The following is a 26732-nucleotide window of genomic DNA, read 5'->3' as shown; positions in this document are numbered from 1 at the left end:
GGTAACGGCGACCCTGTTCGGCCCGGCGCCACCCTATACTGAACAGAACCCCTTGTACCCGAACCGATACGGAGCTGCGGTGGTGACCCTGCGTGCACTGGTCGTTGCCCTTGTCCTGCTGCTGACCGCCTGCGCCGGCGGGCGCCTGGCGTTGCAGGCGCCGCCGGTCAGCCCGGCCACCTGGCAGCAGGTGGACGCGCAAATCCTGCGCGGCTCCAGCGACGCCCGCGAGCAGGCCCGGGTGTTCGCCCGCGGCTCCATGGAGCACTGGCGCCAGCGCGTCTACGAGCAGACCGAGGAGGTATTCATTCCCTGGTTCGACAGCTACTGGACCCAGGAATGGCTGTCCATGCGCGTGAGCTGGTACACCCTCAGCGGCAGCAAGACCGACCCGGACGCCTCGGCCAAGCGCCTGGAAGCCTACCTGCAGGACCAGTACCACCGCCGGGTGCTGGCCCCGGTGGCGGTGGAGATCGAGCCCAACGCCATCGCCGTGCAGGCCACCGACTTCTATGTGCAACTGATGACCACCCAGGTGCTGGCCATCGCCGAGCAGTACAAGCTGCCCAACCAGCAGTTCGCCCAGCACCTGGAGGGCATCGGCGTGCTCGAAGGCGCCAACCTGCAGCAGCTCACCCACGTGGTGCCCACCACCAAGGTCCCGGCCTACGCGGCGCTGTTGCAGCGCCTGCGCGCAGGCGCCGAAGCGTCGCCCGAAGGCCTGGCCGACGTGGCCAAGGCCACCAACACCAAGTTGCAAGGCCAGATGACCACCCGTGGCGCCGGCAGCTTCGCCGCCGCCGTGGCCGGCAAGATCGCCGGGCCGCTGATCTCCCTGGGCATGGCCGGCATTCGCGCCATCGCCCATGCCGGCGAGCGGCCCGACACCGAGGCGCAGTTGCGCAAGAACCTCGGCGCAGCCTTCGACCAGGCCTGGTTCAAGGTGCTCAACGACCCCAGTGGTGGTGTCATGGCCGGCGTCTACCGCCTGGCCGATGGCCTGGAAGTGCAGCTCGCGGCGCGCAGCGTTGCGCAACGGCTTGAGAATCGCTCAGGGGCAGCCGGCGGGTTTTCTGGCACCATGGCGCCCATCGCCGATTCAAGGAACGAGCATGGGCTTTGAAGCATTCTGGTACATCGATCTGCTGGGCACCTTCGTCTTCGCCCTGAGCGGCGCGCTGGCCGCCATCGACCGGCGCCTGGACCTGTTCGGCGTGGTGGTCATCGCCTTCGTCACCGCCTGTGGCGGCGGGGTGATCCGCGACCTGTGCCTGGGGGCGCTGCCACCGGCCGGCCTCACCAACCTGGCGTACCTGGCCGTGGTGGGCCTGGCCGTGGCCCTGGCCGGCTGCCTGCAGACCCAACTGCTGCGCCTGGCCCAGCCCACGCTGTTCTTCGACGCCATTGGCCTGGGTTTCTTCGCCGCCTTCGGCGTGCACAAGGCCTACACCCTGGTGCCGGACATCGAACTGGCGATGCTGCTCGGCGTGGTCAGCGCCGTCGGCGGCGGCATCCTGCGCGACGTGCTGCTGGGCCGCGTGCCAGTCATTCTCAGCAAGGACATCTACGCCTCGGCGGCGCTGCTGTGCGCGCTGGTGCAGCTGTGCGGCGAACTCACCTGGCTGGACCCACAGCTCAGCGCCTGGCTGGGCATCGGCCTGTGCACGGCGCTGCGGATGCTGTCGCTGCGCTACGGCTGGAACTTGCCGGCGATCAGGAAGGTGCAATGATTTGCAGGTGTTTCTTGAGAATCGCAGCGCTTGCTGACGCGGCCTGGCGGCCGCTGCTACGGATATCGTGTACGCAAACCCCGTAGCAGCGGCCGTCAGGCCGCGTCCGGCCTCAACGCGGAAAGCCTATGCGTTGCATATGCCTGGGTTTGCGGCCATACTGCATAGGTCTGACATAGGTCGAGGCCACCTCCATGCGCACAGTGTCCATTTTCAAGAACGGCAAGAACCAGGCTATTCGCCTGCCCAATGACATGGCCTTCGACGGCCTGGGAGAGCTGGAAATCAGCCGTGAGGGCGACACCATCACCCTGCGGCCGGTGCGGCCTTCGTGGCAGTCATTTGCAGAACTGCCCCATGCCGATGATGACTTCCTGCAAGAGCGGCCCGACGTCATGGACGATGATGGCAGGTTCACCTTATGACGACCTACATGCTGGACACGTGCATTTGTTCGTTCATCATGCGTGAGCGTCCTGCTTGTGTGCTCCAGCGTCTCACCGAAGCCGCCACGCGTAACGATCGAATCGTTATTTCCGCCATCACCTATGCGGAAATGCGCTATGGCCAGATAGGCAAGAAGGCGTCGCCCCGGCATAAAGCCCTGGTGGACGAATTCGTCAGACGGCTGGATGCCATTTTGCCGTGGGGAGCAGCGGCTATTGATCGGACCATTGAGATCAAGGTGCACCTCGCGGAGGCCGGTACCCCAATTGGGCAGAATGATACGGCGATCGCCGGCCATGCCTTGGCGGAGCAGTGCACCCTGGTGACCAACAATACCCGCGAGTTTGCGCGCGTGCCGGGGCTGATCTGCGAGGACTGGGTTCATTAACCCTTAGTGAATACTCGAAGCCAACTCGAAAATCGGGATATACATCAAGATCACGATCACCCCGATCAGCAGCCCGATGAAGGTCATCAGCAACGGCTCGAACAAGCGCACGAACCACTCGATCCAGCGGCCCACCTCTTCGTCGTAGAAGTCCGCGCTGCGTTCCATCATCTGCCCCACGTTGCCTGACTGTTCCCCCGCGCGCAGCAGCCGCAGTGACACTGGCGTCACCAACTGGTTGGCTTCCAGCGCGGTAGACAACGCCTGGCCTTCGCGCACCCGTGCGGCCGCCTGGTCCAGGCGCCGGGACGACTGCGCGGTCAGCAGGCCGCGGGCCATGTCCATGGCGGTGAGGATGGGGATGCCGCCCTGCAGCAGGATGCCCAGCGAGCGGTAGAAGCGCGCCAGTTCATACATGACGATGCGCTGGTGCACCGCCGGCAGCTGCTCCAGCAAGCGCCCCAGCGCCCGGCGCACGGCTGGCTGGCGCTGACCCAGGGCGACGACCACCACCAGCGCGGCCAGCGCCAGGCAAAACTCGCCCTGGTGGGCGTGCAGGAACATGCCGGTGTTCATCAGCACCTGGGACAGCCACGGCAGGTTGTCCCCCAGGCCTTCGAACACCAGGCTGAAGCGCGGCACCACGTAGCCCATCAGGAACAGCACCACGCCGCCGCCGACGATCAACAGCAGCAGCGGGTAGATCGAGGCGCTGACGATCTTCTGCCGCACCAGGTCCATGCGCTGCCGGTAGGAGACATAGCGGGTGAGGGCGTCGCTGACCGCGCCGGTCTTTTCGCTCGATTGCACCAGCGCCACGTACAGCGCGGGGAATACCGTCGGCAGTTGGCTCAAGGCCAGGGAGAAGGACTTGCCTTCATATAACAGGCGCACCACTTCCTCCAGGGTCTTGCGTGCCTGGGCGCCGGCTTCTTTTTCCGCCAGGCTTTCCAGGGCGTCAATCAGCGGCAGCCCGGCGTTGAGCAGGGTGCTCAGCTCCTGGCTGAACAGCACCAGGTTGAAGGTCTCCCGGCCCTGGGGCCGCCAGCGCCGCCAGCCGTGCTCGGCGCGCACGCTGACCACGCGCAGGCCCTGGTCTTCGGCGATGCGCCGGGCGTCGGCAGCAGCGTTGGCTTCCACCGCCAGGGACACGACCGCCCCCTTGCTTAGGGCCTTGAGTTGAAAGCGCATGGCAGGCCCTCGCTATTGCCAGTTGGTGACTTCGGCGTTTTCACCCTCGCCACCGGGTTGGCCGTCCTTGCCCAGGGACATCAGGTCGTATTCGCTGTTTTCGCCGGGGTAGCGGTAGATGTAGTTGCGGCCCCAGGGGTCCTGGGGCAGCTTTTTCTGCAGATAGGGCCCGGTCCAGTGGCTTTCCTCCGGAGGCGCCGTCACCAGCGCCTGCAGGCCCTGTTCGGTGGAGGGGTAGTGGCCCACTTCCAGCCGGTACAGGTCCAGGGCCTTGCCCAGGCCTTCGATCTGCGCCTTGGCCACCTTGGTTTCCGAGCGCCCCAGTTGGGCGAAGTATTTGGGGGCGACGATGCCGGCCAGCAGGCCCAGCACCACCAGCACGACCAGCAGTTCCAGCAGGGTAAAGCCGCGGTGGCGTGCGCGGGCACGCAGGCTTGTCTGTTTCATGATGACCTCGTGGGGATGGATACCGGTGCTGGGGTGATGCAATTGCCATGCAAACGCCCCACGCCATGACCAAACCCTTTGCATATCAGCCACTTGTAAAACGGGCACGGCCCTTGCGTACCTCCTCTGCAACCGCTGCCACTGGGGCATAACCCCCAACTTTCGGGGGGCGGAGCAGGGGAGAACGACCATGCGAACCACCATCACGCTGTTGCTGGCCGGCCTGGCCATGAGCGGCGCGGCCCAGGCCGATATGTACGTGTCCCGCGATGCCCAGGGCGGTTATGTGCTGTCCAACGTGCTGCGCCCCGGCCGCCATTACGAACGGGTGATCCACGAGCCCGCCGCCGTGGCCGGCGCCGCGCCCGTGGCCAGCAGCGCCTTGCCGCAGATGATCGCCAGCCCGCCGTTCGCCGAAGCCGTGCAGGCGGCGGCGCTGGCCAACCAGTTGCCGGCGGCCTTGCTGCACGCGGTGATCGACACCGAGTCCCACTACAACCCCAACGCCCGCTCGCCCAAGGGCGCCGGCGGGCTGATGCAGCTGATGCCCCAGACCGCGCGGGAGATGGGCGTGGCGGACGTCTACGACCCGGCGGCGAACATCCGCGGCGGCGCCCGCTACCTCAAGCAATTGATGACGCTGTTCGACAACGACGTGGCCCTGGCCGTGGCCGCCTATAACGCCGGCCCCGAAGCGGTGCTCAGCCACGGCCGGGTGATACCGCCGTACGCCGAGACCCAGCGCTACGTGCCCAGCGTGCTGCGCCAGTACCGGCGGCTGCAGGGCCTGGCCCAGGACTGAAACTGGGGAAGCGGGTGGGGCATATGCCCCAACGCTTCAACATGTATTCGCAAGTGGTTGAAAACCAAAGGCTGTTTGGCTGGCATGGCGATTGCGTAAACGATTGCGTCGGGTGCCATTGCAGATGAGGTGCGACATGTCCCGGGGGCCGGTGTCATGGTTGTTGAGTGTGTGCGTGCTGGCGGGCGCCTGCGCCCCCGGCCAGCGCCTGGAGAATACCCGGGTCAACTTCGCCGACGTGCCCCTGGTGGACCAGGCCGGCCAGCGGGTGAACCTGGGGCGCGACCTGATGCCCCACAAGATCGTGGTGCTGGGTTTCGTCTACAGCCAATGCAGCGGCCCCTGCGCCCAGGTGCCCCAGGTGATGACGCAGCTGCAGCAGGCCCTGGGCGGGCGCGTGGGCCGCGACGTGCAACTGCTGTCCCTGAGCCTTGACCCCTGGCGCGATGACCCGCCGGCGCTGGCCGCCTACGCCCGGCAGTTCGGCGCCGGCCCCGGTTGGCGCTGGCTCACCGGCGAGCCGCGGGCCGTGCAGGCGACGGTGCAGGGCCTGGTGGGCCGGCCGTTGGGGATGGATGAGGCGTTGCCGCTGATCCTCGTCGGCGATGGTGACAAGCCCCAGTGGATCGGCTTCTACGGGCTCACCGAACCTGCGCCGCTGGTGCGCGAGGTCGAGACCCTGAGCAGCCTCAACCGCGAGCGCCGACGCAGCGTGATAGCCCGATCGAACGCCAGGGGCGGGCCTCTGGTCGAAGTTTTTCCGATGCCCTGCGCGGACAGGTCTATTTTGTCTGAGGATTGCCCCCACTAATGGGGAATATCATATGGCCATCACTCAGGTCTTCCCCACATGTGGGGGAAGCACTCAGAGACGAAAATAAACGGGCGTTGAATCAACGGGTTAGCGCGGTAAAAAACGTCATCATGTCTGGCATGAAGTGTGCTCAAGCCTTATCAAGGGCGCGCTTCGACCGGTCACACGACCTGAAGTTTCACGGAGTCGACCTTGGTTAACAAAGTACTGGTTGTCGAAGATGAACAGATCCTTGCGCAAAACCTGGAAGTCTACCTCCAGGCGCAAGGCCTGGACGTCCGTGTAGCCCATGACGGGGCCAGGGCCATCAGCCTGGCTGCAACCTTCGCCCCCGATGTGATGGTGCTCGATTACCGCTTGCCCGACATGGAAGGCTTTCAGGTACTCGATGCCGTCCGCCAGGACAGGAAATGCCATTTCGTGCTGATCACCGCTCACCCGACCGCCGAGGTCTGCGAGCGGGCCCGCGACCTGGGGGTCAGCCACATCCTGTTCAAACCCTTCCCCCTGGCGGAACTGGCGCGAGCCGTGTGCGACCTGGTCGGTTTCAAGCGCGAGCCCAAAGCGGGGGTGACCATGTCCGAAGGGTTCGTCGAACGCCGCCAGAGCAAGAACGAGAGTTTCCCGCTGCAGTTGTATGACGGCAGTTGGGTGCTGGGGGATCGCCGCCGCCATGGCGCGCTGGACCTGGCATCGGACGACGGACAATTGCTCACCGGGGATTAGTGACGCGCTCGGACGTTCCGGCCTAGGCCGCATGCCCCGACGCGTTGAGCGGGCCATGGGCCCCGGGCGTTGGAGAGCAGGTCATGGAACGTTTGTCCCTTGCCGTGGAGCCGCCGTTGCCGGCGCCCGCACCGACTCGATTCAGCCGTGAACAACTGGCCCAGGCCAGGGCCGACGCCGCCCACTCTGGCGAGCGCATGCTGCACACCCTGCACGCCTTGAGCGAACTGCCCGGCGCCGCCTTCGTCGACTGCCTGGGGCAGACCCTGCATTACCCGGTGCTGGCCACCGACAGCCTGTTCGCCGCCACCCCGGCGTTCGAACGCATCAGCCTGGCCCAGGCCATCAAGCGCGAGTTCGTGCTGCTGCACCTGGGCGATCAACTGATCGGCGTGTTCGCCGACCCCTTCGACCCGGCGCGCCTGAGCTGGATCGACGAGGCCCTGCGCGGCGCGCCGCTGTACCTGGCCCAGGCCGATGATCTCAAGGCCTACCTGGCGCGGCACGAGGAAAGCTTCCACGCCGTGGATGCGCTGGACGCCCAGGCCGAGGCCGGCGCCAGCAACGACAGCCTGCACAGCTTGTCCCTGGCCAGCATCAGCGAAGACGCCAGCGTGGTGGTCAAGTTGGTCAACTCCACCCTGTACGACGCGCTGAAGATGCACGCCAGCGATATTCACCTGGGCACCACCGGCACGGGCCTTGCGATCAAGTACCGCATCGACGGCGTGCTCAACAACATCAGCAAGATCCAGGGCACCGAGTTCGCCGAGCAGGTGATCTCGCGGGTCAAGGTCATGGCCGAACTGGACATCGGCGAGAAACGCGTGCCCCAGGACGGCCGCTTCAAGGTCGGCATCAACGGCCGCCAGATCGACTTCCGCATCTCCATCATGCCCAGCATCTTCGGCGAGGACGCGGTGCTGCGGGTGCTGGACAAGCAGGACCTCAGCGACAAGGTCAGCGGCGTGCAACTGCAGGCCCTGGGCTTCGCCGACCACACCCTGCACAGCCTGCGCCGGCTGGCCGCCGAACCCTACGGCATGGTGCTGGTGACCGGCCCCACCGGCAGCGGCAAGACCACCACCCTGTACGCCATGATCACCGAGATCAACCACGGCGTGGACAAGATCATCACCATCGAAGACCCGGTGGAATACCAGCTGCCCGGCGTGCTGCAGATCCCGGTCAACGAGAAGAAGGGCCTGACCTTCGCCCGCGGCCTGCGCTCGATCCTGCGCCACGACCCGGACAAGATCATGGTCGGCGAGATCCGCGACCCCGACACCGCGCAGATCGCCGTGCAGTCGGCGCTCACCGGCCACCTGGTGTTCACCACCATCCACGCCAACAACGTGTTCGACGTGATCGGCCGCTTCACCCAGATGGATATCGACCCCTACAGCCTGGTCTCGGCGCTCAATGCGGTGCTGGCCCAGCGCCTGATCCGCCTGGTGTGCAGCCACTGCAGCGCGCCAGTCAGCCCCGGCGACGAACTGTTGCAGGCCTCGGGCCTGGACCCGGCCCGGGTCGGCCATTACCACTTCGTCCACGGCAAGGGCTGCGGCCACTGCCGGGGCACCGGCTACCGCGGCCGTACCGCCATCGCCGAACTGCTGCACCTGGACGACGAGCTGCGGCAGATGATCGTCGAACGCCAACCCATCGCCCGCATCAAGGCCCTGGCCTGCAGCCGCGGCCTGCGCCTGCTGCGCGAATCGGCGCTGGAACTGGTCTGCGAAGGCCGCACCACGCTGGAGGAGATCAATCGTGTCACTTTTGTCGCGTGATCAAGTGATTGCCGTGCTCGGCGCCAGCAGCGTCGGCCTGGGCGTGCGCAGTGGCGGCCAGTTGCGCTGGCTGGGCAGCGTCGGCTGCATCGACGAAGGCCCCGGCGCCTGGGGCGTGGCCCTGGACACCCTGCAACGCCTGCTGGCCGAGCACGCCCCGGCGCGCGCCAGGCTGCACGTGCTGCTGTCGGCCCAGGCGTGCCGGTTCTGCCGGGTGCCCTGGAGCGACCAGATCCAGCACCCGGCAGAGCTGGCGGCCTTTACCCACGCGTGCCTGGAAGACCTGTACGGCGCCCCTGGCCAGCCCTGGAGCCTGGCCATTAACGCCGCACCGGCGGGCCACGACCGCCTGGCCTGCGCCATGCCCCAGGCGCTGCTGGCGCAGCTGCGGCAGATGGCCAAGGCCCGGCGGCTGCGGCTGGTGGCCGTGCAGCCATACCTGATGGCGGCGTTCAACCGCTTTGTGCGCCCGCAGGCCGGCGATGATTTCCTGTTCGTGCTGGCCGAGCCCCAGCGCAGCGTGCTGCTGACGGTGCGCCAGCGGCGCCTGGTCAGCGTGCGCTCGGTGGGCAGCGCCGACACCGACGCCGCCCTGGCGGCCTTGATCGGCCGCGAAACCCAGCTGCTGGCCGACGCCGCGCCGCAGCTGTTGCTGCATGCCCCCGGCCGCCTGGACACGCCGCCGCAACTGCCGGACGTACAGCTGTGCGGCCAGCTCGACAGCCCCGTGGACGCCCGTGACGGCTTGTACGTCATGGCGCGGGCGGTGGCCTGACATGCGCGCCCTGAACCTGGACTTCCAACCCCACCCATGCTTCGCCGGCCTGGGCTGGTGCCTGCTGGGCCTGGCCATCGCCCTGGGCCTGGGCTGCGCGCTGGCCAGCCATACGCTCGACGGCCTGGCCCGCGAGCAGCAACAGCAGTTGCACCAGGCCCGCCAGCAACTGGGCGACGACACCGCCGCCAACCTGAAAAGCAGCCTCACCCCGGCGCAGTTACGCGAGCAGGAACAGAACCTGGCCGAGATGCGCAAGGTGTCGCAACAGCTGCGCCGGCCCTGGGAGCGCCTGTTCGCCATGCTCGAGGCGTTGCCACGAGGCGACGTGGCGCTGTTGAGCCTGACCCCCGACGCGCGCAAGGGCCAGCTGCGCATTACCGCCCAGGCCCGCAACCTGGAAGCGATGCTGGCGTTCCACCGCCAGCTCGAAGCCAGCGACGAGCTGCGCGACGTGTCGCTGCTCAACCACGAGATTGACACCGAGGCCCCCGAGCATCCGGTGCAGTTCAACCTATCGGCCACCTGGGAGATCGGCGATGGCGCTCTCTAGACTGATTGTCCACGAGCATTTGCGCGGCATGGGCCTGGCGGGCCTGGGCGCGGTCGTGCTGTTGCTGGTGGTGGGCGCCTACGGGGCGCTGACCCTGGTGCCGGGCTGGCAGGCCCTGGCCCAGCTGCGCGAGCAGACCCGCCAGGCCGATGACCTGCTGGCGCGGGTGGAGCAGGGCAGCGCCACCGTGCCCGTGGTGCCCCAGCGCCAGCTGGACGAGTTCCATCGCCGCCTGCCGGCGCAGCCCGAAGCCACGGTGGCCATCGACAAACTGTACGCCCTGGCCGCCGAAGAACACATCACCCTGGCCCGCGGCGATTACGCCCTGGGCATCGACCCCAAGACCCACCTGGCGCGCTACCAGATCCTGCTGCCGGTGCGCGGCAGCTACCCGCAGCTGCGGCGCTTCCTGCACGCGCTGCTGGGCCAGTTGCCAGCGGTGGTGGTGGAAGACCTTGAGCTGCAGCGCAAGCGCATCGGCGAAACCGACCTGAGCGGAAGGATCCGCATGACCCTCTACCTGTCGAGGTCATGATGAATACCTCTCGCATCCTGGGCTGGGGCGCGTTCCTGGCCGTGGCCGCCGGCCTGGCCGGGTACCCCGAGCTGTTCCCGCGCCAGGACGACCTGGCGCCGGCGGCGCAACGGGCGCCGGCCACCGCCAGCCGTGCCGTCGCCACCGCCGCCGCGCCGCTGCGCGACCTGGCGCCGGGCGCCGACCTGTTCGCCGCCCAGACCTGGGCCGTGGTGCCGCCGGCGCCCACCGCCGAGCAACTGGCCGCGCTGCAACAACAGCAACAGGCGCCGCTGCCCCCCAGCGCGCCGCCGCTGCCGTTCCAATTCATCGGCCGGCTGGCCGATAGCCGTGACCTGCAGGTGTTCCTGCAGAACGGCGAAAAACTCTACGTCGTGCGCAAGGGAGATGTGATCGACGACACCTGGCGGATCGAGAGCATTAACGACAAGGCCTTGAGCCTGGTCTATCTGCCGTTGCATTTGACCCAGACCTTGTCTGTGGGGAGTAACCCATGAACGCACCTCGCTTGATGCTCAGCAGTCTCGCCCTGTGTGTGGCCCTGGCCGCCTGCAGCAGCGCCAAAGTGGCCAACCAGGAAGGCAACGACCTGATCGAGCACGGCCAATACGAAGCCGGCCTTGCCCGGATCGAGGAAGGCCTGCGCGCCAACCCGCGCGACACCCAGCTGCACCTGGCCCTGAGCAACGGCCGCGTGCGTTCGGTGAAGGAATTGATGCACCAGGGCGACGTCGCCCGCGCCGACCATGACGTGGCCAGCGCCCGCCAGGCCTACGGCCGGGTGCTGAACATCGAGCCGGCCAACGGTCGCGCCAAGGACGCCCTCAACCAGCTGGACTACCTGCGCACCCTGGATGAGAAAATCGAACTGGCCCGTGGCGACCTGCGCCGCGGCGACGTGTTCACCGCCGACCGCCAGGTGCGCCAGATCCTCGAGCTGGACCCGCGCAACGAAGGCGCGCAGGAGCTGCGCAGCCAGATCCAGCTGGTGCAGAGCCGCACCGAGATCACCTACCCGCAGCTGCGCACGCGCCTGGACCGGCCGGTGACCCTGGAGTTTCGCGACGCTAACATCAAGTCGATCTTCGAGGTGCTGTCCCAGGTGGCCGGCCTCAACTTCATCTTCGACAAGGACCTGCGCCCCGACCTGCGCGCCACCATCTTCGTGCGTGACGTGCGCATCGAGGACGCGGTGCAGATGCTGCTGTCGCAGAACCAGCTGCACCAGAAGGTGGTGAACGAGAACACCCTGCTGATCTACCCCGACTCGCCGCAGAAGGTCAAGGATTACCAGGAGCTGGTGATGCGCACCTTCTACCTCACCAACATCGACGCCAACACCGCGCTGAACATGGTCAAGACCATGCTCAAGACCCGCGACGTGTTCGTCGACGAACGCCTCAACACCCTGACCATGCGCGACACCGAGGACGCCGTGCGCATGGCCGAGAAGCTGCTGCAGGCCCAGGACCAGTCCAACCCCGAGGTGGTGCTGGAGGTGGAAGTGATGGAAGTGGCCCGCCAGCGCATTCTCGACCTGGGCCTGCAATGGCCCAGCACCTTCGGCGTGATCAACGGCGACGGCAGCGCGGTGAGCGTGCTGTCCCAGCTGCGTGGCATCAACGCCGGGCGCATCTCCATCGCGCCCTCGCCGCAGCTGAAAATCAACGCCCAGGACAACGGCGTCAACACCCTGGCAAGCCCGGTGATCCGCGTCAGTAACCGCGAGCAGGCGCGCATCCACATCGGCCAGCGCGTGCCGATCATCAGCGCCACCTCGGTGCCGTCCACCCAGGGCCCGGTGATCACCGAAAGCGTCACCTACCTGGACGTGGGCTTGAAGCTCGAAGTACAGCCCATCGTGCACCTGAACAACGAAGTGGCGATCAAGATCGCCCTGGAAGTCAGCAACGCCACGCCGCTGGAACCCACCCGCCAGGGCACCATCCCGGTCCAGGTGGACACCCGCAACGCCCAGACCACCCTGCGCCTGCACGACGGCGAAACCCAGGTGCTGGCCGGCCTGGTGCGCAATGACCACGCCGACACCGGCAACAAAATCCCCGGCCTGGGCGACATTCCTGGCATCGGCCGGCTGTTCGGCAGCAACAAGGACACCTTCGCCAAGTCCGAGCTGGTGCTGTCGATCACCCCGCGCATCGTGCGCAACCTGCCGTACCAGAGCCCGTCGGACATGGAGTTCTCCACCGGCACCGAGACCAGCATGCACGTGCAGGCCCCGGACCGTTCGATGCAGAGCGCCGAACAGCCGCGGGCCTTGCCTGCGCCGAGCGCCGCCACCCCGGTGGCGGTGACCGTGCCGGCGCCCGCCAGCGAGAGGCCCTGAGCCATGAAGCGCGCAGCGGGCGGTTTCACCCTGATCGAGGTGGTGGTCACCCTGGCCCTGATCGGCCTGCTGGCCGGCATGGCCGCGCCACTTACCGAGACCCTGGTGCGCCGCGGCAAGGAACAGGACCTGAAAAACGCCCTGTACCAGATCCGCGACGGCATCGACGCCTACAAGCGCGCCTATGACGCCGGCTACCTGGAGAAGTCCCTGGACAGCAACGGCTACCCGCCCAACCTGGCAGTGCTGGTGGACGGCGTGCGCGACGTGCGCAGCGCCAAGGGCGGCAAGTTCTATTTCCTGCGGCGCATCCCCCGCGACCCGTTCGCCAGCAGCAAGCATGACGACAACGGCGGCTGGGGCCTGCGCAGCTACGACAGTTCGGCCGACAACCCGCGCGACGGCGAGGACGTCTTCGACGTTTACTCCCAGGCGCGCGGCACGGGCCTCAACGGCATCCCCTACCGGGAATGGTGAACCTATGCGCCGGCAAACGGGTTTTACCCTGATTGAACTGATGGTGGTGATGGCCATCATCGCCACCTTGATGACCATCGCGCTGCCGCGCTACTTCAACAGCCTGGAAGCCTCGAAGGAGACCACGCTGCGGCAGAGCCTGTCGGCCATGCGCGAGGCGCTGGACCACTACTACGGCGACACCGGGCATTACCCCGACTCCCTGGACCAGTTGGTGGAACAGCGTTACCTGCGCAACGCGCCGGTGGACCCCATTACCGAGCGCAACGACCAGTGGGTGCTGGTGCCGCCGCCGGCCGGTGTGGCCGGTGGCGTGGCAGACGTGAAAAGCGGAGCAGACGGGAGGTCGCGCGATGGCAGCCCGTACGCTCAGTGGTAAGGCCGCCAGTGCCGGGTTCACCTACCTGGGCGTGCTGGTGTTGATCGCGATCATGGGCGCCAGCCTGGCCAGCACCTGCCAGCTGTGGTCGACCCTGGCGCGCCGCGCCCACGAACGCGAACTGCTGTGGGTGGGCACCCAGTACGCCGAGGCGCTGCGCAGCTACTACCGCGCCTCGCCGGGGCTGGCCCAGTACCCCAAGGAGCTCGACGAGCTGGTGCTGGACAAGCGCTTCCCGAGCCCGCGGCACCACCTGCGCCGGCTCTACCCGGACCCGATCACCAACAGCAGCGACTGGGGGCTGCTGCGGGGCCTGGACCAGCGCATTACCGGGGTCTACAGCCAGGCCCAGGAGCAACCGCTCAAGCAGACCGGCTTCGCCGCGCAATGGTCGGAGTTCGACGGCATGGAGCACTACAGCGACTGGCAGTTCGTGGCCGAGAAAGCCACCGCCGATGGCGCTACCCAGCCGGCGGCGGCCAGCCCGCTGAAGGGGCTGGCGCCATGAAGCGCCTGGCGATGGCGATGCTGCTGGTGGCGCTGGCCGGCGCGGCGCAGGGCAACGAGGAAGACGAAATGATGGGCTTTATCGTCGATGACGCCATTTCCCATGTGGGGCACGACTTCTACTACGCGTTCACCGAACGCCTGCGGGCCACCAGCCGCATGGATTTCAACCTGGTGGTGCGCGAGCGCCCCGACCCGCGCTGGGGCAGCCTGATTACCGTGGAATATCAGCAACGCGTGATCTACCGGCGCTTCCTGCCGCCGAACACCGTGGCATTACAGGACACCGCCGCCGAGGCGGCCGACCTGGTCAAGGCGCAGATCATCCAGCGCAAGCTGGAAACCTTGTTGCAGGACACAACCGACCTGGAGAAGGACGAACTATGAATAATAAAAAACGCTACGCCTGCGCCTTGTCCTGCCTGCTGGGGTTGGGCGCCGCCCACGCCACGGAGCTGGTGTACACGCCGGTCAACCCCTCGTTCGGCGGCAACCCGTTGAACGGCACCTGGCTGCTCAACAACGCCCAGGCGCAGAACGACTTCGACGACCCGGACCTGAAGAAGTCCACCCCTGCGGGCAGCACGGCCCTGGAGCGTTTCACCAGCCAGTTGCAGTCACGGTTGCTGGGGCAGGTGCTGGACAACATTTCCACGGGCAATTCGGGGAGCCTGTCCACCGATGCCTTCATCGTCAACGTCATCGACAACGACGGCGCGCTGAGCATCAACGTGACGGACCGCAGCACGGGCGAAGTGTCGGAAATCAAGGTCAATGGCCTCTCCCAGTAAGGGACTTGGGCTACCTGGGGAGTGTGTGTGATGAAGAAACTGATCCTGGCCATGACCATTATGGCCACCCTGCAGGGCTGCGGCCTGCGCGAACCCATGTCCGCCGAACAGGACACCGCCATCCCGACGCTGACGCCAAGGGCGTCCACCTATTACGACCTGCTGAAGATGCCGCGGCCACGGGGCCGGTTGATGGCGGTGGTGTATGGCTTCCGGGATCAGACCGGGCAGTACAAACCCACCCCGGCCAGTTCGTTTTCCACCAGCGTGACCCAGGGCGCGGCGAGCATGCTGATGGACGCCATGCAGGCCAGCGGCTGGTTCGTGGTGCTGGAGCGCGAGGGGCTGCAGAACCTGCTGACCGAGCGCAAGATCATCCGCGCCTCACAGAAAAAGCCCAACGCCCCGGAGAACATCTCCGCCGAGCTGCCGGCCCTGCAGGCGGCCAACCTGATGCTCGAGGGTGGCATCATCGCCTACGATACCAACGTGCGCAGTGGCGGCGAGGGCGCGCGTTACCTGGGCATCGACCTGTCGCGTGAATACCGGGTGGACCAGGTGACCGTCAACCTGCGCGCGGTGGACGTGCGCAGCGGCCAGGTGCTGGCCAACGTCATGACCACCAAGACCATCTATTCGGTGAGCCGCAGCGCCGGGGTGTTCAAGTTCATCGAATTCAAGAAACTGCTGGAAGCCGAAGTCGGCTACACCACCAACGAACCGGCGCAGCTGTGCGTGCTGTCGGCGATCGAAGCGGCGGTGGGGCACCTGGTGGCCCAGGGCATCGAACGGCACATGTGGACCGTGGCCGGCGACAACAGCGGCGCCGGCAACGAGACCCTGGACCGCTACCTGAGCCAGAACCACCCGCAGGAACCCGAAGAATAATTCCTGGCGCCGTGTCCCCGAACGCGGCCTTCGGCCGCTGCTACATCCTGTGGGAGCTGGCTTGCCAGCGAGCTGTTGAGGCCCTGAAAACTCGCTGGCAAGCCAGCTCCCACAAAGACAGTTGCTGCTACGCAGCTCCCTGTGGGAGCGGGCTCTGCCCGCGATAGCTACACCGCGCAGTATCAGACAGACCGCAGTGTTCTTTTCGCGGGTAGAACCCGCTCCCACAAGACAGTTGCTGCTACAGATTCCCGCCCGTAGCAGCTGCCGCAGGCGGCGTCACGCGGTATGCCTGGAGAAACGCGGCGCCTCCGGACGCGGCCTTTGGCCGCTGCTACATCCTGTGGGAGCTGGCTTGCCAGCGAGCTGTTGAGGCCCTGAAAACTCGCTGGCAAGCCAGCTCCCACAAAGACAGTTGCTGCTACGCAGCTCCCTGTGGGAGCGGGCTCTGCCCGCGAAAGCTACACCGCGCAGTATCAGACAGACCGCAGTGTTCTTTTCGCGGGTAGAACCCGCTCCCACAAGACAGTTGCTGCTACAGATTCCCGCCCGTAGCAGCTGCCGCAGGCGGCGTCACGCGGTATGCCTGGAGAAACGCGGCGCCTCCGGACGCGGCCTTTGGCCGCTGCTACATCCTGTGGGAGCTGGCTTGCCAGCGAGCTGTTGAGGCCCTGAAAACTCGCTGGCAAGCCAGCTCCCACAAAGACAGTTGCTGCTACAGGTTCTCGCCCGTAGCAGCTGCCGCAGGCGGCGTCCAAGTGCAACGCGGTGTGGCTGCAACACGCAAAAAAAACCGCAACCCTGGGGCTGCGGTTTTTGCGCTTGCCGGGTTCAGCGTTGCAACACGGTCGCCTGGTTGGCGCTGCCGTACTGCTGCACGTTGGCGCTCTGGGCCTGGCCGGCCTGGTCGACGCTGGCGGTGTTGGCGGTGCCGCCCTGGGTGACGTACGCCACGTTCAAGCTGTCGGCCTGCTTGATGGTGATCTGGTTGTCGCTGCCGTACAGCTGGGCGGTGTAGGCCTGGTTGTTGCTGCCCGTCTGGTCGAAGCTGGCGCTGTTGCCGCTGCCAGCCTGGGTGCCCTGGGCCAGGTTGCTTTCGCCACGCTGGTCGGAGATCAAGATGTTGTCGCTGCCGTTCTGGTCGAAGTACAGCTCGTTGTAGCTGTCAGCCTGCTTGATGGTGGCCTGGTTGCCCTGGCCGGTCTGGTTCAGCTGGGTGACATGGCTGACCCCATCCTGGGTGAGGGTGGCGACGTTCTGGTTGCCGTTCTGGTTGAGGTAGGCGCGCTGGCCAGTGCCGCTCTGGCCGCCGACCATGCTGCCCTGGTACAGGTTGGCGTTGATCTTGTTGCCGTTGCCGCTGGTGCTGGCGCTCAGGTACTGGTTGCTGCCGGTCTGGTAGGTGTAGTGGGCGTTGCCATTGCCGCTCTGGTACAGCGACAGGGTGGCGCCGGTGGCCTGGAACTGGTCGGCGTAGACGGTGTTGGTGTCGCCGTTCTGCTGCACCTGGGCCGTGTTGTCGTGGCCGAAGCTCTGGTCCACGGTGGCGTCGTTGAGGCTGCCGTACTGGCTGACGCTGGCCTGGGTGCCACCGGTCTGGCTGTCCTGCCACACGGTGGCGGCGTTCTGGTAGCCGCCCTGGTCGATGCTCAGCTTGCCGCCGATGCCATCGCCCTGTTCGCCGTAGGCAATCTGGCCGTCGCCGCTCTGGTTGATGCTGATCTGCCCGCCCACATGGTCCAGGTGCTCGGCGCGGGCGCTGTGGTTGTCGCCGTGCTGGTTGATGACCGCATTGTTGTTGATGCCGCCGAACACCTGCTGGATGCGCGCGCTGTTGGAGTTGCCAGCCTGGCTGGTGCTGGCCTGGCTGCCGTTCTGGGTGTCCTGGTAGACCTGGGTGTAGTTGTTGTCGCCGTTCTGCTGCTGGCTGGCCTGGTTGCCCTGGCCGCTGGACTGGCTGGCGTCGACGGTGTTGTAGCTGCCGCTCTGCACTTGATAGAGATGGCTGGCGCTTTCGTCGATCTGTTCGGCGTAGCCGCTGTTGTAATGGCCGTCCTGGTTGAGCTGCATCAGGCTGTCGGTGCCTTGCTGGAAGGCGCTGGCGTAGTTGCCCTGGCCTTGCTGGGCCTGGCTGGCCTTGGCGTGGGCCGCCTGCTGTTGCTCGACGCTGGCGATGTTGCCGTCGCCGTTCTGGGTCTGCACCGAGGTGCTGTTGCTGGCCATGGCCTGGGCGCAACCCAGGGCCAGGATCGCCGCGGCGAGGGGTTTGAGTGTGAACATGGTGATGCCTCCTGAGGACTTCAAAGGTCGTTTCAGCGGTACTGCTTGATGGAAACGCTCATACCGTTGCCTGACTGCGTGACGGCGCTTTGCAGCCCCGTGCCGGCCTGTTCGATGCTCGCGTTGTTGTTATTGCCGTTCTGGTCGATCTGCGCGCGGTTACTGCTGCCGCGCTGGTTGATGCTGGCGACGTTCCCCGAGCCCTGCTGGTTGATCGACGCCATCAAATCGTTGCCTTGCTGCAGGATGTACGCCTCCTGGTTGCTGCCCACCTGCACGATGTTGCCCAGCAGCGACTGCCCCTGCTGCTGCAGGTGCGCCTCGTTGGCCTGGCCCTGTTGGTTGATCAGTGCCTGCTGGCCCACCGGTGGCGGCAGTTCGCCCAGGTCGCTGGCGGGTGCCAGGTCGCTGTTGTCCATCAGGTCGTCGGCCAGGCACAACGGCGCGTGGGCGGCGAGCAGGCAGAGCAGGGCGGTCGTCAGTAGGCGCATGGTCAAACTCCTGATTCAGTGGCTGCCCGCCAACCGCAAGGCTGGCGGGCAAGCGGGCCTACAGCGTGGTCACCGACACCGAGCGCACCGAGCCCTGGGAGCTGCGGATGGTCGCGGTGGGGTTGGCCGACGGTGCCACCGGGCTGTTATTGACGGTCAGGCGCCAGCGGCCGGTGGCCGGTACCGTGGTGGTGCCCAGCGTCACCAACCCGGTCGGCGTGGTGACCTGCACGGTGATGGTGTTGCCGGTGACCACCGACGAGGTGCCGGCGAAGTCCCAGACGAAGCGGTTGCCCGATTTCGCCTGGACGCTGGCGGTGGTCACCGTGAAGGTTTCCGCCGCCGGTTTCGGCGACACCTGCACTGTCACCGTGGCCGGGGTGGACAGGGCGCCGAAGCTGTCCCGGGCCACGTAGGTGAAGGTCGTGGTGAAGGCCGCGGTGACCGTGGCGGGTGGGTTGTAGGTGACCTGGGTGCCGTCGGTGGTCACCGTGCCGCGGCCGGCGGCCGGTTGCGTCACGCTGGCCACGCCCAGGGGCACGTTGCCTTCGGGGTCGGTGTCGTTGGCCAGCACGTTGATCACCAGCGGTACGCCCAGGGTGGCGCCGGTGTCGGGGTTGGCCACCGGTGGCCGGTTGGGGGCGACGTTGACCGTCACCGTGGCCGGCGTCGAGGCCAGGCCCTTGCTGTCCTGGGCCATGTAGGTGAAGGTCGCGGCGATGGGCGCGTTGACCACTGCCGGTGGGGTGTAGACCACCTGGGTGCTGCCGTTCAGGGCCACGGTGCCCTGGCCGGTGGCCGGCTGGGTCAGGCCGGTGACGCTCAGGGGCACGTTGCCGTCGGGGTCACTGTCGTTGGCCAGCACGTTGAGGGTAATCGGCACGCCGAACCCGGTGGTGGCGGTGTCGGCCACGGCAACCGGCGGTTGGTTGTCCCCACTGTTGGGGGCGTTGCCCACCACCTTGACCCACTCGGTGTCGCTGCCGCCAGCGGCGGACTTGACCGTGACGCTGGCCGGCGGTTGCGCCAGGTCCGCCACGGTCAGGCGCTGCAGGGTGCCGCTCTTGGACAGGCGGCCGAAGCCGGCGGCGACCATGTCGGGCACGTTGACCTCATCGGTAGAGGTGGCCTCGATCACCAGGGTCTTGTTGCTCCAGGTGTAGGTCGCGGTCTGGATCTTGACCAGGTCAATGAGCTTGCTCGACACCGAGGTGGGGCGCGTGGTGCCCGCAGGGTTGCTGGCGGTGACCACCACCACGGCGGGCAGGCTGCTGGTACTGAGCAGATGCTGGCCGAAGAACAGCCCGTTGTTGTCGCCCACCATGGCGGTCTGGCACGGCGTGGCCGGGGTGCCGGGCACCAGCGCCAGGGTTTCGCGGAAGCACAGGCTGGAGCTGTTCGGCGAGCTGGCGAAGACCTCGACGCGGGTGCTGGGGCTGCCGCCGTTGCTGGTGCGCCGGTAGGTGATGCGCTGGGCGTCCACCGGGGTTTGCGCACGGTTGTCGTAGACCTTGCCGGTCAGGTTGAACAGGTTGGTCTGGATAGTCCCGGCCGGGCCGCTGATGCGCACGAAGTTGGTGCCGTTGGGGCTGCCGGTCACCGCTTCCGCCAGGTTGGGGTCGCCGACGAAGGTCTCGCTGGCGCCGGTCTCCGGGTTGACCTCGATATAGGGGCCGTTGACGCTGTGCAGGAACGGGCCCACGGCACCGTTCAACGCGCCGGTGAAGTTGCCGGGGGCGGCAACGCCGATGTCACGCGTGACGTTGATGGCCCGGCGCCCCGGCGTGGTCACGTTGAAGGTCTCCACGCCGTAGGGGTGGGTGACGGTGTAGGTACCGGCCTGGGGCACGTCGATGCGCAGGCGGATGCGCGCGAAGCTGATCTGCTGGCCGTCCACCGGGTCAGGGGTGGTGAACGCCGCCTCGACGCCGGCCACGTAGGCTTCCAGCGCGTAGCCGCTGGTGCCCACCGCCGGGATCTTGGTCTCGGCCACGGTCCAGAAGGCCTCGGGCGGCCAGTTGTCGGGGAACACCATGGGCAGGGTGTCGTCGAACACCCCCGGCTCGGGCAGGATGGTGCACATGTACGAAGGCGTGCCGGGCACGCTGGGCACGCGGGAACTCAAGGCCTTGGACTGGCACAGTTCCAGTTGCAGGTTGGTCGAGTCCTGGTACCACGCCGGAAAGCGTCCGGTGGCGGCGGTATAGGGACCGGTGTCGACGGCCGACAGCACCGCGTGGGCGTTGCCTGACAGCGTCAGTGCAACCGCCAGGGCGCTCAGGGCCAGGCTTGGGCGTTTGTTCATGGTGCCTCCTGAAGCAGATCTGGGCCGTTGGGCGTTCATTGCACGATGACCACTTCTTCAACGTCGCTGCCGCCGTTGGACGAAGTCACGCGCACCTTGGCCGGCGGGATGGGCGAAATGCTGGTGGCCAGGGTTTTCACCGCGCCGTCGCCGCCCAGGGCGCCGATGGTGGCGCCGCCCAGGGTGGTGGCGGTGAGCACCGGTGGCGAGGTCTCGTCGCTGGTGGCCGCCACCACGGTCAATTGGCCGGTGCTCAGGCTGTATTCGGCGCGCTGGATGATCACCAGGTCCGCCAGGGGCAGGCCCAGGCTGGTGGGGGTGCTGGTGGCGATGGCCAGGTGGTTGTCGGCGGTGAGTTGCAGCACGCTGGGCAGCGTCGGGTTGCTGGCGGACTGGCCGTACCAGTTGCCGGTGGCGGTGGTTTCGGTGAGGGCCAGGGCCGGGCTGTTGCTGGTCAGGGTGACCGTGGCGGGCTGCGGCGGCGCCTGCACGAACACGTCCTGCTGGGCAATCGGCGCGCTGGTGCCGGGGCGGCGGGAGTAGGTGCCGCGCTGGGTGATCAGCGGGGTGGGCCGCACGGTGGCCGACAGCTTGCCGGAGATAGCGAACAGCGTGGTGCGCACGTCGATGCCGTTGGGGCCTTCGATGCGCACGTAGTTGGTGTTGTAGGGGCTGCCGGTGGCGGCCTCGGTCAGGTTGGGGTCGCCGATGAAGCTCTCGGCGGCGCCGGTCTGCGGGTTGGTCTCGGTGTAGGGGCCATTGATGCTACGCAGGAACGGGCCGATGTCGCCGGCCAGGGTGCCGGTGTAGACCTTGGGCGCGCCAATGCCGATGTCGCGGGTCAGGTTGATGGCGCGCCGGCCCGGGGTGGTTACCGTGAACGCCTCGACCCCATAGGGGTGGGTGACGATGTAGGTACCCGCCACCGGCACGTCGATGCGCATGCGGATGCGCGCGAAGCTGATCTGCTCGCCGTCGGCGGGCAGGCCGCCGCTGAACGCCGCTTCCACCGCCGAGCCATAGTTGAGGTTGACGCCGGTGGCCGCGTCGTTGAACGCGGCGTCAGCGGTGAACCAGAACGCCTCGTCCGGGAAGTTGGTGGGGAAGACGATGGCCTTGGTGTCGTCGAATACCCCGGGGTTGGGGATCAGCGAGCACATGTACGACGGCGTGCCGGGGGTGCTGGGCACCCGCGAGCTGAGGGCCTTGGACAGGCACAGGTCGAGCACCCGGCCATGGGTGTCCTGGTACCAGTTGGCGAAAAAGCCCGTGGGTGCCGCGTAGGGCCCCGGGTCCACGTCGAACAGCGCCCCACGGGCCACGCCCTGGGCCAGGCAGGTCACCACCAGCACGGTGGCGGTCTTGGAAAGTAAAGGGTGCATGGGTTATCCCTCTGGCAAAGGCCCGGTCCTGTGGGGACGGGTCAGTTGCTCAGGTGCCGGCAACTCCCATGCCAGTGGTGGTGAAAGCCTTGCGCCAGAGCCCTGCAAGCCTGGTGAGCCGGCAACGCCGACAGGCGCCGCTGGGGTGTTTGCCCCAACTGTGGGGGCAATGGCGGCAGGCCGGGCAATTGCCTGGGGGTGGTCTATACCCATAGGGTCGAGACGGGAAACCACGCCCCATGAAATGGCCCTTTCGCAGGACCCGCGACGCCCAGGCAGACGCCGCGTCGCCCCCCGCCACCTTTAACCTGTTGCGCTCTTTCTCCGTCACCAGCATGGCGATCATCCTCCTGGTGGCGCTGGGGCTGGGGCTGGTGTCCACGCGCTTCGTGATCGGCCAGAGCGTGGAGCGCGACGCGCTGTTGACCGCGCAGTTCGTGCAGTCCATCGCCGCCACCGAGGTGCGCCACGCCCAGATCGACGACGTGCCGCCCATGGGCGAACTGCTGGACCCGCGCCAGGACGGCAAGTTTCCCGGCATCGACCCGGCCTTGCGCGACAAGGTGCGCGGCGAGTTCTTCGACCACATCGCGCAGCTGCCCGACGTGCTGCTGGCCAATATCTATGCGCCGGACAAGCAGGTGATCTGGTCCACCAACCCCAGCCTGATCGGCCAGTACATCCTGGGCGACGACGACCTGGAACGCGCCTTCGAGGAAAAAGTGCCGGTGTCCACCAGCTACCACGACATCGACGACGCGCGCATGGAGCAGAAATTCATCACCCCACCGGACTTCATCTTCATCGAGAACTACGTGCCGCTGTTCAACGCCACCGGCGACCAGGTGATGGCCATGGTGGAGATCTACAAGGAGCCCAAGGACCTGATCGGGCGCATGGAGCGGGGGCTGTTGCTGATCTGGCTGGCCACCGTGGCCGGCGGCGCGCTGATTTACCTGGGCCTGTACTGGATAGTGCGCCGCGCCGCCATGCTGCTGGCGGTGCAGCAGCAGAAACTGGTCACCAACGAGACCTACGTGGCGCTGGGGGAAATGTCCTCGGCGGTGGCCCACAGCCTGCGCAACCCGCTGGCCACCATTCGTTCCAGCGCCGAACTGGCGCTGGAGTTCGACAGCGGCGTGGCGCACAAGAACATCGGCGACATCATCAACCAGGTGGATCGCATGTCCAGCTGGGTGCGCGAGCTGCTGCAGTCCCTGCGGCCGCTGAGCGACGAGCCGGAGCCGGTGAACCTGTTGGCCTGCGTGCACGACAGCCTGCTGGCCTTCGAACAGCAGATCGCCCGCGCCCAGGCCCGGGTGGTGTTCGAGGTGCAGCAGGCGCCGCTGGTGGTGAACCAGCAGGTGCAGGTGACGCAGATCCTCAACAGCCTGATGGCCAACGCCCTGGAGGCCATGGGCAAGGGCGGCACCCTGACCATCACCGTGGCCAGCCCCGACAACCGCTGGGTGTGGCTGAGCCTTGCGGACACCGGAAAGGGCATGAGCGCCGAGCAGCGTGCCCTGTGCTTCAGGCCGTTCTTCACCACCAAGCAGGGTGGCCTGGGGGTGGGGCTGGTGCTGGTCAAGCGGATCATGGAACGCTTCGGCGGGCGGGTGGAACTGCAGAGCCAGGAAGGCGAGGGGACCTGTGTGAGCCTGGGGTTTCGCGCGGTGAGCGGGTAGGGCAACCTGCACGCTGGCGGCAGCCACGAACTGGGTGTGAACTTTCCCCGCAAGCGGGTGTCATTCCCCAGTCGCCCCGGCCTGTTCCTACCGGTTTGTAAGGCCAATCCATTGTTTCCATTGAGTTTTAGGTGCGGCTGAAAAACTGGCCGGCTAATTGCTCCATCGTCATCACCCCTTCACGACTTGAGGCGGATGACGATGAACATTACCCACTGGCTTGCATTACGGCGCTGCGCCCGGCTGACGCCCTTGAGCCTGGCCCTGGCCCTGGTTATCCACGGGGCCTGGGCCGGGCCTATCGACGACGAAAGCCAGCCGCCCAGCGCTGACCCTTCCGCCTACCAGGATGAACCTGCCGATGAAACCTCGGCACTGAACGCTATCCTGGCCGACCCCGAGGCCAACGAAGACGCGCTGGACCTGCCCGACGCCGTCAAGGGCACCAAGGCCACCACCCGCGTCGAGAACGTGCTGCCGCCAGCGGCGCAGACCAGCTTCAACTACCCCACCAACGGCAAGCCCAGCCCCTTGTACGGGGCGCAGCCGTTTACCCAGCAGCTGACCCTGTTCGAGGAGTTCGGCCCGGAAAAGCTCGACCCCACCACGCCACCGGGGCCGCTGCCGTTCCCGGCGCCGGTGAAAGGGCCGGCGCCGCAGCAAGACCCGCTTACCGATGCCCGCAGCGGCCCACCCAGCGCCGCGCTGGATGCCTTCTTGCGGCAACCGGGGCTCACGCCGTTCCCCAGTCAGGTGTCCAACACCGTTGACCGCAACCCCTGGCAGGCGCAGATCGAGGTGTTCCTCAACCGCCGCATCGGCTCGTCCGCCGAAGGCCGGCCGCCAGGAAAGGGCTGGTCGCACCAGCGCTGGAACGAGTTCTACCCGCAGTACGCCTACAAGACCGTGCAGACCGGCGTGCGCACCAACGGCGGCCTGCGTGACAGCAGGCAGCGCCACGGCTACCAGCTGGGCGAGTTCGGCCCCGGTGGCCTGTACCACAACGTGGCGGGCATGCCGGCCACCGATGGCACGGCCAAGGGCGTGGATGCGCGCTTCCACCCCAACATGCCGGTGCAGAACCACAACTCGGTGTGGACCTTCGACGGCACGCTGCCGCCCAAGCTGCTGATGGTGCGCTACGGCCAGCCGGTGCTGATGCGCCACTACAACGGCCTGCCCATCGACCCGTCGGCCAACAAGGGCTTCGGCCTGCACACCATCAGCACCCACGAACACAACGGCCACGCGCCAGCGGAAAGCGACGGCTTCGCCAACGCCTTCTTCTTCCCCGGCCAGTACTACGACTATCGCTGGCCCATCCAGTTGGCCGGCTACGACACCATCAACACCAACGCCCAGGACCCGCGCGCAGCGTTTCCCTGCGCGCCGGGCGAGACCCTGTGGGTCAATGACGCCAGCCCCGGCCTTAAAACCTGCGACCACGGCACCATCAAGATCCGCGGCGACTGGCGCGAAACCATGAGCACCCACTGGTTCCACGACCACATGCTCGATTTCACCGCCCAGAACGTCTACAAGGGCAACGCGGCAATGATGAACTACTACAGCGCCCTGGACCGCGGCAACGAGGCGGTGGACGACGGCGTCAACCTGCGCTTCCCCAGCGGCAGCGCCTTGCCGTGGGGCAACCGCGACTACGACGTGAACCTGGTGATCGCCGACAAGGCCTGGGACCAGGACGGCCAACTGTGGTTCAACCCCTTCAACACCGATGGCTTCCTGGGTGACCAGCCCATGGTCAACTGGCAATGGAAACCGGTGCTCGACGTGCGCGCCCGCAGCTACCGCTTCCGCATCCTCAACGGCTCGGTGTCGCGCTACATCAAGCTGGCCCTGGTGCGCGAAATCAAGGGCACCAGCGGCGAGTTCCAGGGGCCCAAGGGCTCGGGGCTGTCCTACGCGCGGGTGCCGTTCCACATGATCGCCAACGACGGCAACATCATGGAACACGCCGTGCCGTTCGACGGCAGCATGGACCTGGACGCCGATGGCGACAAACAGAACCACAACGCCATCCTGCCGACCCAGGGCATCGCCGAGCGCTTCGACATCATCGTCAACTTCGCCAAGAACGGCGTGAAGGCGGGGGACAAGCTGTTCCTGGTCAATGTGCAGTCCCATGAAGACGGCAAGGGCCCCAAAGAGGTCATTCCCCTGGCGGACATCCTGTCCGAGAAGTACCTGCCGGTGATCAAGCAGACCAGCAAGGGCCCGCAGTGGGACAAGGGCGACCCGGTGGTGGGCAAGATCCTGCAGCTCAACGTCAAGGCCTACACCGGCCAGGACCTGGCCATGGACCCGTCGCTGTATGAACCGGCCAAGCCGGGCAAGGCCGAGGGCAAGGTGATGATCCCGCTGAAGATCCACCGCGACAACCCGGCTGACAAGGCCATCCTCGCCAAGGCGCGCCACCGCACCTTCATCTTCGGCCGCTCCGACGGCACCGATGAAGCGCCCTGGACGGTCAAGACCGATGGCGGCTTCGGCTACCACATGGACCCACGCCGGTTGAACGCCGCCACGCAGTTGGCCAACGGCCCCACCGACGCGGGCTATGGTGGTATCGGCACCCTGGAAGTGTGGAAGATACAAGCCGGCGGCAAGGGCTGGAGCCACCCGGTGCACGTGCACTTCGAGGAAGGCATCATCCTCAGCCGCGGCGGCAAGGCGCCACCCGAGTGGGAAAAATGGGCCCGCAAGGACGTCTACCGCATCGGTTCGGAAGCCGACGGCCTGGACAACGTGGAAATGGCGATCAACTTCCGCGAGTTCGCCGGCACCTACATGGAGCACTGCCACAACACCCAGCATGAGGACAACTCGATGCTGCTGCGCTGGGACCTGGAAAAACCCGGCCAGCTACAGCTGATGCCCACGCCGCTGCCCAGCTGGGACGGGGTGCGGTACGTGAACTCGGCCGCGCTGCCAACCTTCCGTACCGGCGACGGCGTCGGCCCGCAAGTGAACGTGAAATAAGG

The 26732-nt window shown here is 66.7% G+C and carries 27 protein-coding genes; 21 read left to right on the top strand and 6 right to left on the bottom strand.

The features are described from left to right. Positions 1-82 precede the first annotated feature (82 nt). The 4 genes from RAM80_RS01155 (at position 83) to RAM80_RS01140 (ending at position 2565) form a co-directional block, all read left to right on the top strand. Entirely contained in the window at positions 83-1123 is a 1041-nt protein-coding gene (locus RAM80_RS01155; RefSeq protein ID WP_416424399.1) for a hypothetical protein, read from the top strand. Next, positions 1113-1730 carry a trimeric intracellular cation channel family protein gene (locus RAM80_RS01150; protein WP_416424398.1) on the top strand — a complete coding sequence of 206 codons (618 nt, stop codon included), beginning with the start codon at positions 1113-1115 and terminating at the stop codon, positions 1728-1730. Before RAM80_RS01155 ends, RAM80_RS01150 begins: the two co-directional genes overlap by 11 nt. A gap of 194 nt (positions 1731-1924) precedes the next feature. Beyond that, the gene (gene vapB, locus RAM80_RS01145; protein WP_416424397.1) at positions 1925-2155 is read left to right on the top strand and encodes a type II toxin-antitoxin system VapB family antitoxin; all 231 of its coding nucleotides are present in this window, start codon (positions 1925-1927) and stop codon (positions 2153-2155) included. Beyond that, the gene (locus tag RAM80_RS01140; RefSeq protein WP_416424396.1) at positions 2152-2565 is read left to right on the top strand and encodes a type II toxin-antitoxin system VapC family toxin; all 414 of its coding nucleotides are present in this window, start codon (positions 2152-2154) and stop codon (positions 2563-2565) included. The genes vapB and RAM80_RS01140 overlap by 4 nt, the downstream gene beginning before the upstream one ends. 3 nt (positions 2566-2568) lie before the next feature. Here the strand turns inward: RAM80_RS01140 and RAM80_RS01135 are convergent, their stop codons facing one another. Both RAM80_RS01135 and gspG read right to left on the bottom strand, forming a co-directional pair. Next, complete coding sequence (locus RAM80_RS01135) at positions 2569-3756, bottom strand: type II secretion system F family protein (protein WP_416424395.1); 1188 nt, start codon at positions 3754-3756, stop codon at positions 2569-2571. 12 nt (positions 3757-3768) lie between these two features. Next, positions 3769-4203, bottom strand: a complete 435-nt coding sequence (gspG, locus tag RAM80_RS01130) for a type II secretion system major pseudopilin GspG (RefSeq protein WP_416424394.1) — start codon at positions 4201-4203, stop codon at positions 3769-3771. Between the two features lie 190 nt (positions 4204-4393). Here gspG and RAM80_RS01125 point away from each other — a divergent pair, with 190 nt between their 5' ends. The 15 genes from RAM80_RS01125 (at position 4394) to RAM80_RS01055 (ending at position 15587) form a co-directional block, all read left to right on the top strand. Then, a complete protein-coding gene (locus tag RAM80_RS01125; RefSeq protein WP_416424393.1) occupies positions 4394-5005 on the top strand; it encodes a lytic transglycosylase domain-containing protein in 612 nt (203 codons plus the stop codon). 136 nt (positions 5006-5141) lie between these two features. After that, positions 5142-5816, top strand: a complete 675-nt coding sequence (locus RAM80_RS01120) for an SCO family protein (protein WP_416424392.1) — start codon at positions 5142-5144, stop codon at positions 5814-5816. Between the two features lie 195 nt (positions 5817-6011). Beyond that, complete coding sequence (locus RAM80_RS01115; RefSeq protein ID WP_416424391.1) at positions 6012-6545, top strand: response regulator; 534 nt, start codon at positions 6012-6014, stop codon at positions 6543-6545. Between the two features lie 83 nt (positions 6546-6628). Continuing rightward, entirely contained in the window at positions 6629-8335 is a 1707-nt protein-coding gene (locus RAM80_RS01110) for a GspE/PulE family protein (RefSeq protein ID WP_416424390.1), read from the top strand. Further along, positions 8316-9110: a hypothetical protein gene (locus tag RAM80_RS01105; protein WP_416424389.1), complete on the top strand. Its 795-nt coding sequence runs from the start codon at positions 8316-8318 to the stop codon at positions 9108-9110. Before RAM80_RS01110 ends, RAM80_RS01105 begins: the two co-directional genes overlap by 20 nt. A 1-nt stretch (position 9111) precedes the next feature. After that, on the top strand, positions 9112-9663 hold the full coding sequence (locus RAM80_RS01100; RefSeq protein ID WP_416424388.1) for a PilN domain-containing protein: 552 nt from the start codon (positions 9112-9114) through the stop codon (positions 9661-9663). Continuing rightward, positions 9650-10198 (top strand): GspMb/PilO family protein, encoded by a 549-nt coding sequence (locus RAM80_RS01095; protein WP_416424387.1) that lies wholly within the window; start codon positions 9650-9652, stop codon positions 10196-10198. The genes RAM80_RS01100 and RAM80_RS01095 overlap by 14 nt, the downstream gene beginning before the upstream one ends. Beyond that, positions 10198-10695, top strand: coding sequence for a hypothetical protein (locus tag RAM80_RS01090; RefSeq protein ID WP_416424386.1), 498 nt, complete (start codon positions 10198-10200; stop codon positions 10693-10695). Before RAM80_RS01095 ends, RAM80_RS01090 begins: the two co-directional genes overlap by 1 nt. Next, positions 10692-12545, top strand: coding sequence for a secretin N-terminal domain-containing protein (locus tag RAM80_RS01085; protein ID WP_416424385.1), 1854 nt, complete (start codon positions 10692-10694; stop codon positions 12543-12545). The genes RAM80_RS01090 and RAM80_RS01085 overlap by 4 nt, the downstream gene beginning before the upstream one ends. Positions 12546-12548: 3 nt before the next feature. Then, positions 12549-13022, top strand: coding sequence for a type II secretion system protein (locus RAM80_RS01080; RefSeq protein ID WP_416424384.1), 474 nt, complete (start codon positions 12549-12551; stop codon positions 13020-13022). Between the two features lie 4 nt (positions 13023-13026). Beyond that, positions 13027-13401 carry a type II secretion system protein gene (locus RAM80_RS01075; protein ID WP_416424383.1) on the top strand — a complete coding sequence of 125 codons (375 nt, stop codon included), beginning with the start codon at positions 13027-13029 and terminating at the stop codon, positions 13399-13401. Then, on the top strand, positions 13376-13909 hold the full coding sequence (locus RAM80_RS01070; protein WP_416424382.1) for a type II secretion system protein: 534 nt from the start codon (positions 13376-13378) through the stop codon (positions 13907-13909). Before RAM80_RS01075 ends, RAM80_RS01070 begins: the two co-directional genes overlap by 26 nt. Further along, positions 13906-14295, top strand: a complete 390-nt coding sequence (gene csgE, locus RAM80_RS01065) for a curli production assembly/transport protein CsgE (protein ID WP_416424381.1) — start codon at positions 13906-13908, stop codon at positions 14293-14295. Before RAM80_RS01070 ends, csgE begins: the two co-directional genes overlap by 4 nt. Next, positions 14292-14699, top strand: a complete 408-nt coding sequence (locus RAM80_RS01060) for a curli assembly protein CsgF (RefSeq protein WP_416424380.1) — start codon at positions 14292-14294, stop codon at positions 14697-14699. The genes csgE and RAM80_RS01060 overlap by 4 nt, the downstream gene beginning before the upstream one ends. A 30-nt stretch (positions 14700-14729) precedes the next feature. Further along, complete coding sequence (locus RAM80_RS01055; RefSeq protein WP_416424379.1) at positions 14730-15587, top strand: CsgG/HfaB family protein; 858 nt, start codon at positions 14730-14732, stop codon at positions 15585-15587. Between the two features lie 831 nt (positions 15588-16418). On the opposite strand, the gene RAM80_RS01050 is transcribed toward RAM80_RS01055, so the two are convergent. From RAM80_RS01050 to RAM80_RS01035, 4 genes are read right to left on the bottom strand one after another with little or no spacing between them, the layout of a single operon-like run. After that, positions 16419-17867, bottom strand: a complete 1449-nt coding sequence (locus tag RAM80_RS01050; protein ID WP_416424378.1) for a curlin — start codon at positions 17865-17867, stop codon at positions 16419-16421. Between the two features lie 32 nt (positions 17868-17899). Beyond that, positions 17900-18358, bottom strand: coding sequence for a curlin (locus RAM80_RS01045; RefSeq protein WP_416424377.1), 459 nt, complete (start codon positions 18356-18358; stop codon positions 17900-17902). A 58-nt stretch (positions 18359-18416) separates the two neighbouring features. Beyond that, entirely contained in the window at positions 18417-20663 is a 2247-nt protein-coding gene (locus RAM80_RS01040; protein ID WP_416424376.1) for an Ig-like domain-containing protein, read from the bottom strand. 35 nt (positions 20664-20698) lie between these two features. Next, on the bottom strand, positions 20699-22045 hold the full coding sequence (locus tag RAM80_RS01035; protein ID WP_416424375.1) for a hypothetical protein: 1347 nt from the start codon (positions 22043-22045) through the stop codon (positions 20699-20701). A 239-nt stretch (positions 22046-22284) separates the two neighbouring features. Between RAM80_RS01035 and RAM80_RS01030 the strand changes: the two genes are divergently transcribed. Then, complete coding sequence (locus RAM80_RS01030; protein ID WP_416424374.1) at positions 22285-23730, top strand: sensor histidine kinase; 1446 nt, start codon at positions 22285-22287, stop codon at positions 23728-23730. 201 nt (positions 23731-23931) lie between these two features. Next, a complete protein-coding gene (locus RAM80_RS01025) occupies positions 23932-26730 on the top strand; it encodes a multicopper oxidase domain-containing protein (RefSeq protein WP_416424373.1) in 2799 nt (932 codons plus the stop codon). The last annotated feature ends 2 nt before the right edge of the window (positions 26731-26732 follow it).

Source organism: Pseudomonas sp. App30 (assembly GCF_047947025.1).
GTDB lineage: Bacteria > Pseudomonadota > Gammaproteobacteria > Pseudomonadales > Pseudomonadaceae > Aquipseudomonas.
This window is presented reverse-complemented; position numbering and strand designations above follow the sequence as displayed.

Excerpts from the sequence above, each read along its gene's own strand:
- RAM80_RS01150 (WP_416424398.1), top strand. The coding sequence starts at position 1,113 with ATGGGCTTTGAAGCATTCTGGTACATCGATCTGCTGGGCACCTTCGTC.
- vapB (WP_416424397.1), top strand. The coding sequence starts at position 1,925 with ATGCGCACAGTGTCCATTTTCAAGAACGGCAAGAACCAGGCTATTCGC.
- RAM80_RS01140 (WP_416424396.1), top strand. The coding sequence starts at position 2,152 with ATGACGACCTACATGCTGGACACGTGCATTTGTTCGTTCATCATGCGT.
- RAM80_RS01135 (WP_416424395.1), bottom strand. The coding sequence starts at position 3,756 with ATGCGCTTTCAACTCAAGGCCCTAAGCAAGGGGGCGGTCGTGTCCCTG.
- gspG (WP_416424394.1), bottom strand. The coding sequence starts at position 4,203 with ATGAAACAGACAAGCCTGCGTGCCCGCGCACGCCACCGCGGCTTTACC.
- RAM80_RS01125 (WP_416424393.1), top strand. The coding sequence starts at position 4,394 with ATGCGAACCACCATCACGCTGTTGCTGGCCGGCCTGGCCATGAGCGGC.
- RAM80_RS01120 (WP_416424392.1), top strand. The coding sequence starts at position 5,142 with ATGTCCCGGGGGCCGGTGTCATGGTTGTTGAGTGTGTGCGTGCTGGCG.
- RAM80_RS01110 (WP_416424390.1), top strand. The coding sequence starts at position 6,629 with ATGGAACGTTTGTCCCTTGCCGTGGAGCCGCCGTTGCCGGCGCCCGCA.
- RAM80_RS01100 (WP_416424388.1), top strand. The coding sequence starts at position 9,112 with ATGCGCGCCCTGAACCTGGACTTCCAACCCCACCCATGCTTCGCCGGC.
- RAM80_RS01095 (WP_416424387.1), top strand. The coding sequence starts at position 9,650 with ATGGCGCTCTCTAGACTGATTGTCCACGAGCATTTGCGCGGCATGGGC.
- RAM80_RS01090 (WP_416424386.1), top strand. The coding sequence starts at position 10,198 with ATGAATACCTCTCGCATCCTGGGCTGGGGCGCGTTCCTGGCCGTGGCC.
- RAM80_RS01085 (WP_416424385.1), top strand. The coding sequence starts at position 10,692 with ATGAACGCACCTCGCTTGATGCTCAGCAGTCTCGCCCTGTGTGTGGCC.
- RAM80_RS01080 (WP_416424384.1), top strand. The coding sequence starts at position 12,549 with ATGAAGCGCGCAGCGGGCGGTTTCACCCTGATCGAGGTGGTGGTCACC.
- RAM80_RS01075 (WP_416424383.1), top strand. The coding sequence starts at position 13,027 with ATGCGCCGGCAAACGGGTTTTACCCTGATTGAACTGATGGTGGTGATG.
- RAM80_RS01070 (WP_416424382.1), top strand. The coding sequence starts at position 13,376 with ATGGCAGCCCGTACGCTCAGTGGTAAGGCCGCCAGTGCCGGGTTCACC.
- csgE (WP_416424381.1), top strand. The coding sequence starts at position 13,906 with ATGAAGCGCCTGGCGATGGCGATGCTGCTGGTGGCGCTGGCCGGCGCG.
- RAM80_RS01060 (WP_416424380.1), top strand. The coding sequence starts at position 14,292 with ATGAATAATAAAAAACGCTACGCCTGCGCCTTGTCCTGCCTGCTGGGG.
- RAM80_RS01055 (WP_416424379.1), top strand. The coding sequence starts at position 14,730 with ATGAAGAAACTGATCCTGGCCATGACCATTATGGCCACCCTGCAGGGC.
- RAM80_RS01050 (WP_416424378.1), bottom strand. The coding sequence starts at position 17,867 with ATGTTCACACTCAAACCCCTCGCCGCGGCGATCCTGGCCCTGGGTTGC.
- RAM80_RS01045 (WP_416424377.1), bottom strand. The coding sequence starts at position 18,358 with ATGCGCCTACTGACGACCGCCCTGCTCTGCCTGCTCGCCGCCCACGCG.
- RAM80_RS01040 (WP_416424376.1), bottom strand. The coding sequence starts at position 20,663 with ATGAACAAACGCCCAAGCCTGGCCCTGAGCGCCCTGGCGGTTGCACTG.
- RAM80_RS01035 (WP_416424375.1), bottom strand. The coding sequence starts at position 22,045 with ATGCACCCTTTACTTTCCAAGACCGCCACCGTGCTGGTGGTGACCTGC.
- RAM80_RS01030 (WP_416424374.1), top strand. The coding sequence starts at position 22,285 with ATGAAATGGCCCTTTCGCAGGACCCGCGACGCCCAGGCAGACGCCGCG.
- RAM80_RS01025 (WP_416424373.1), top strand. The coding sequence starts at position 23,932 with ATGAACATTACCCACTGGCTTGCATTACGGCGCTGCGCCCGGCTGACG.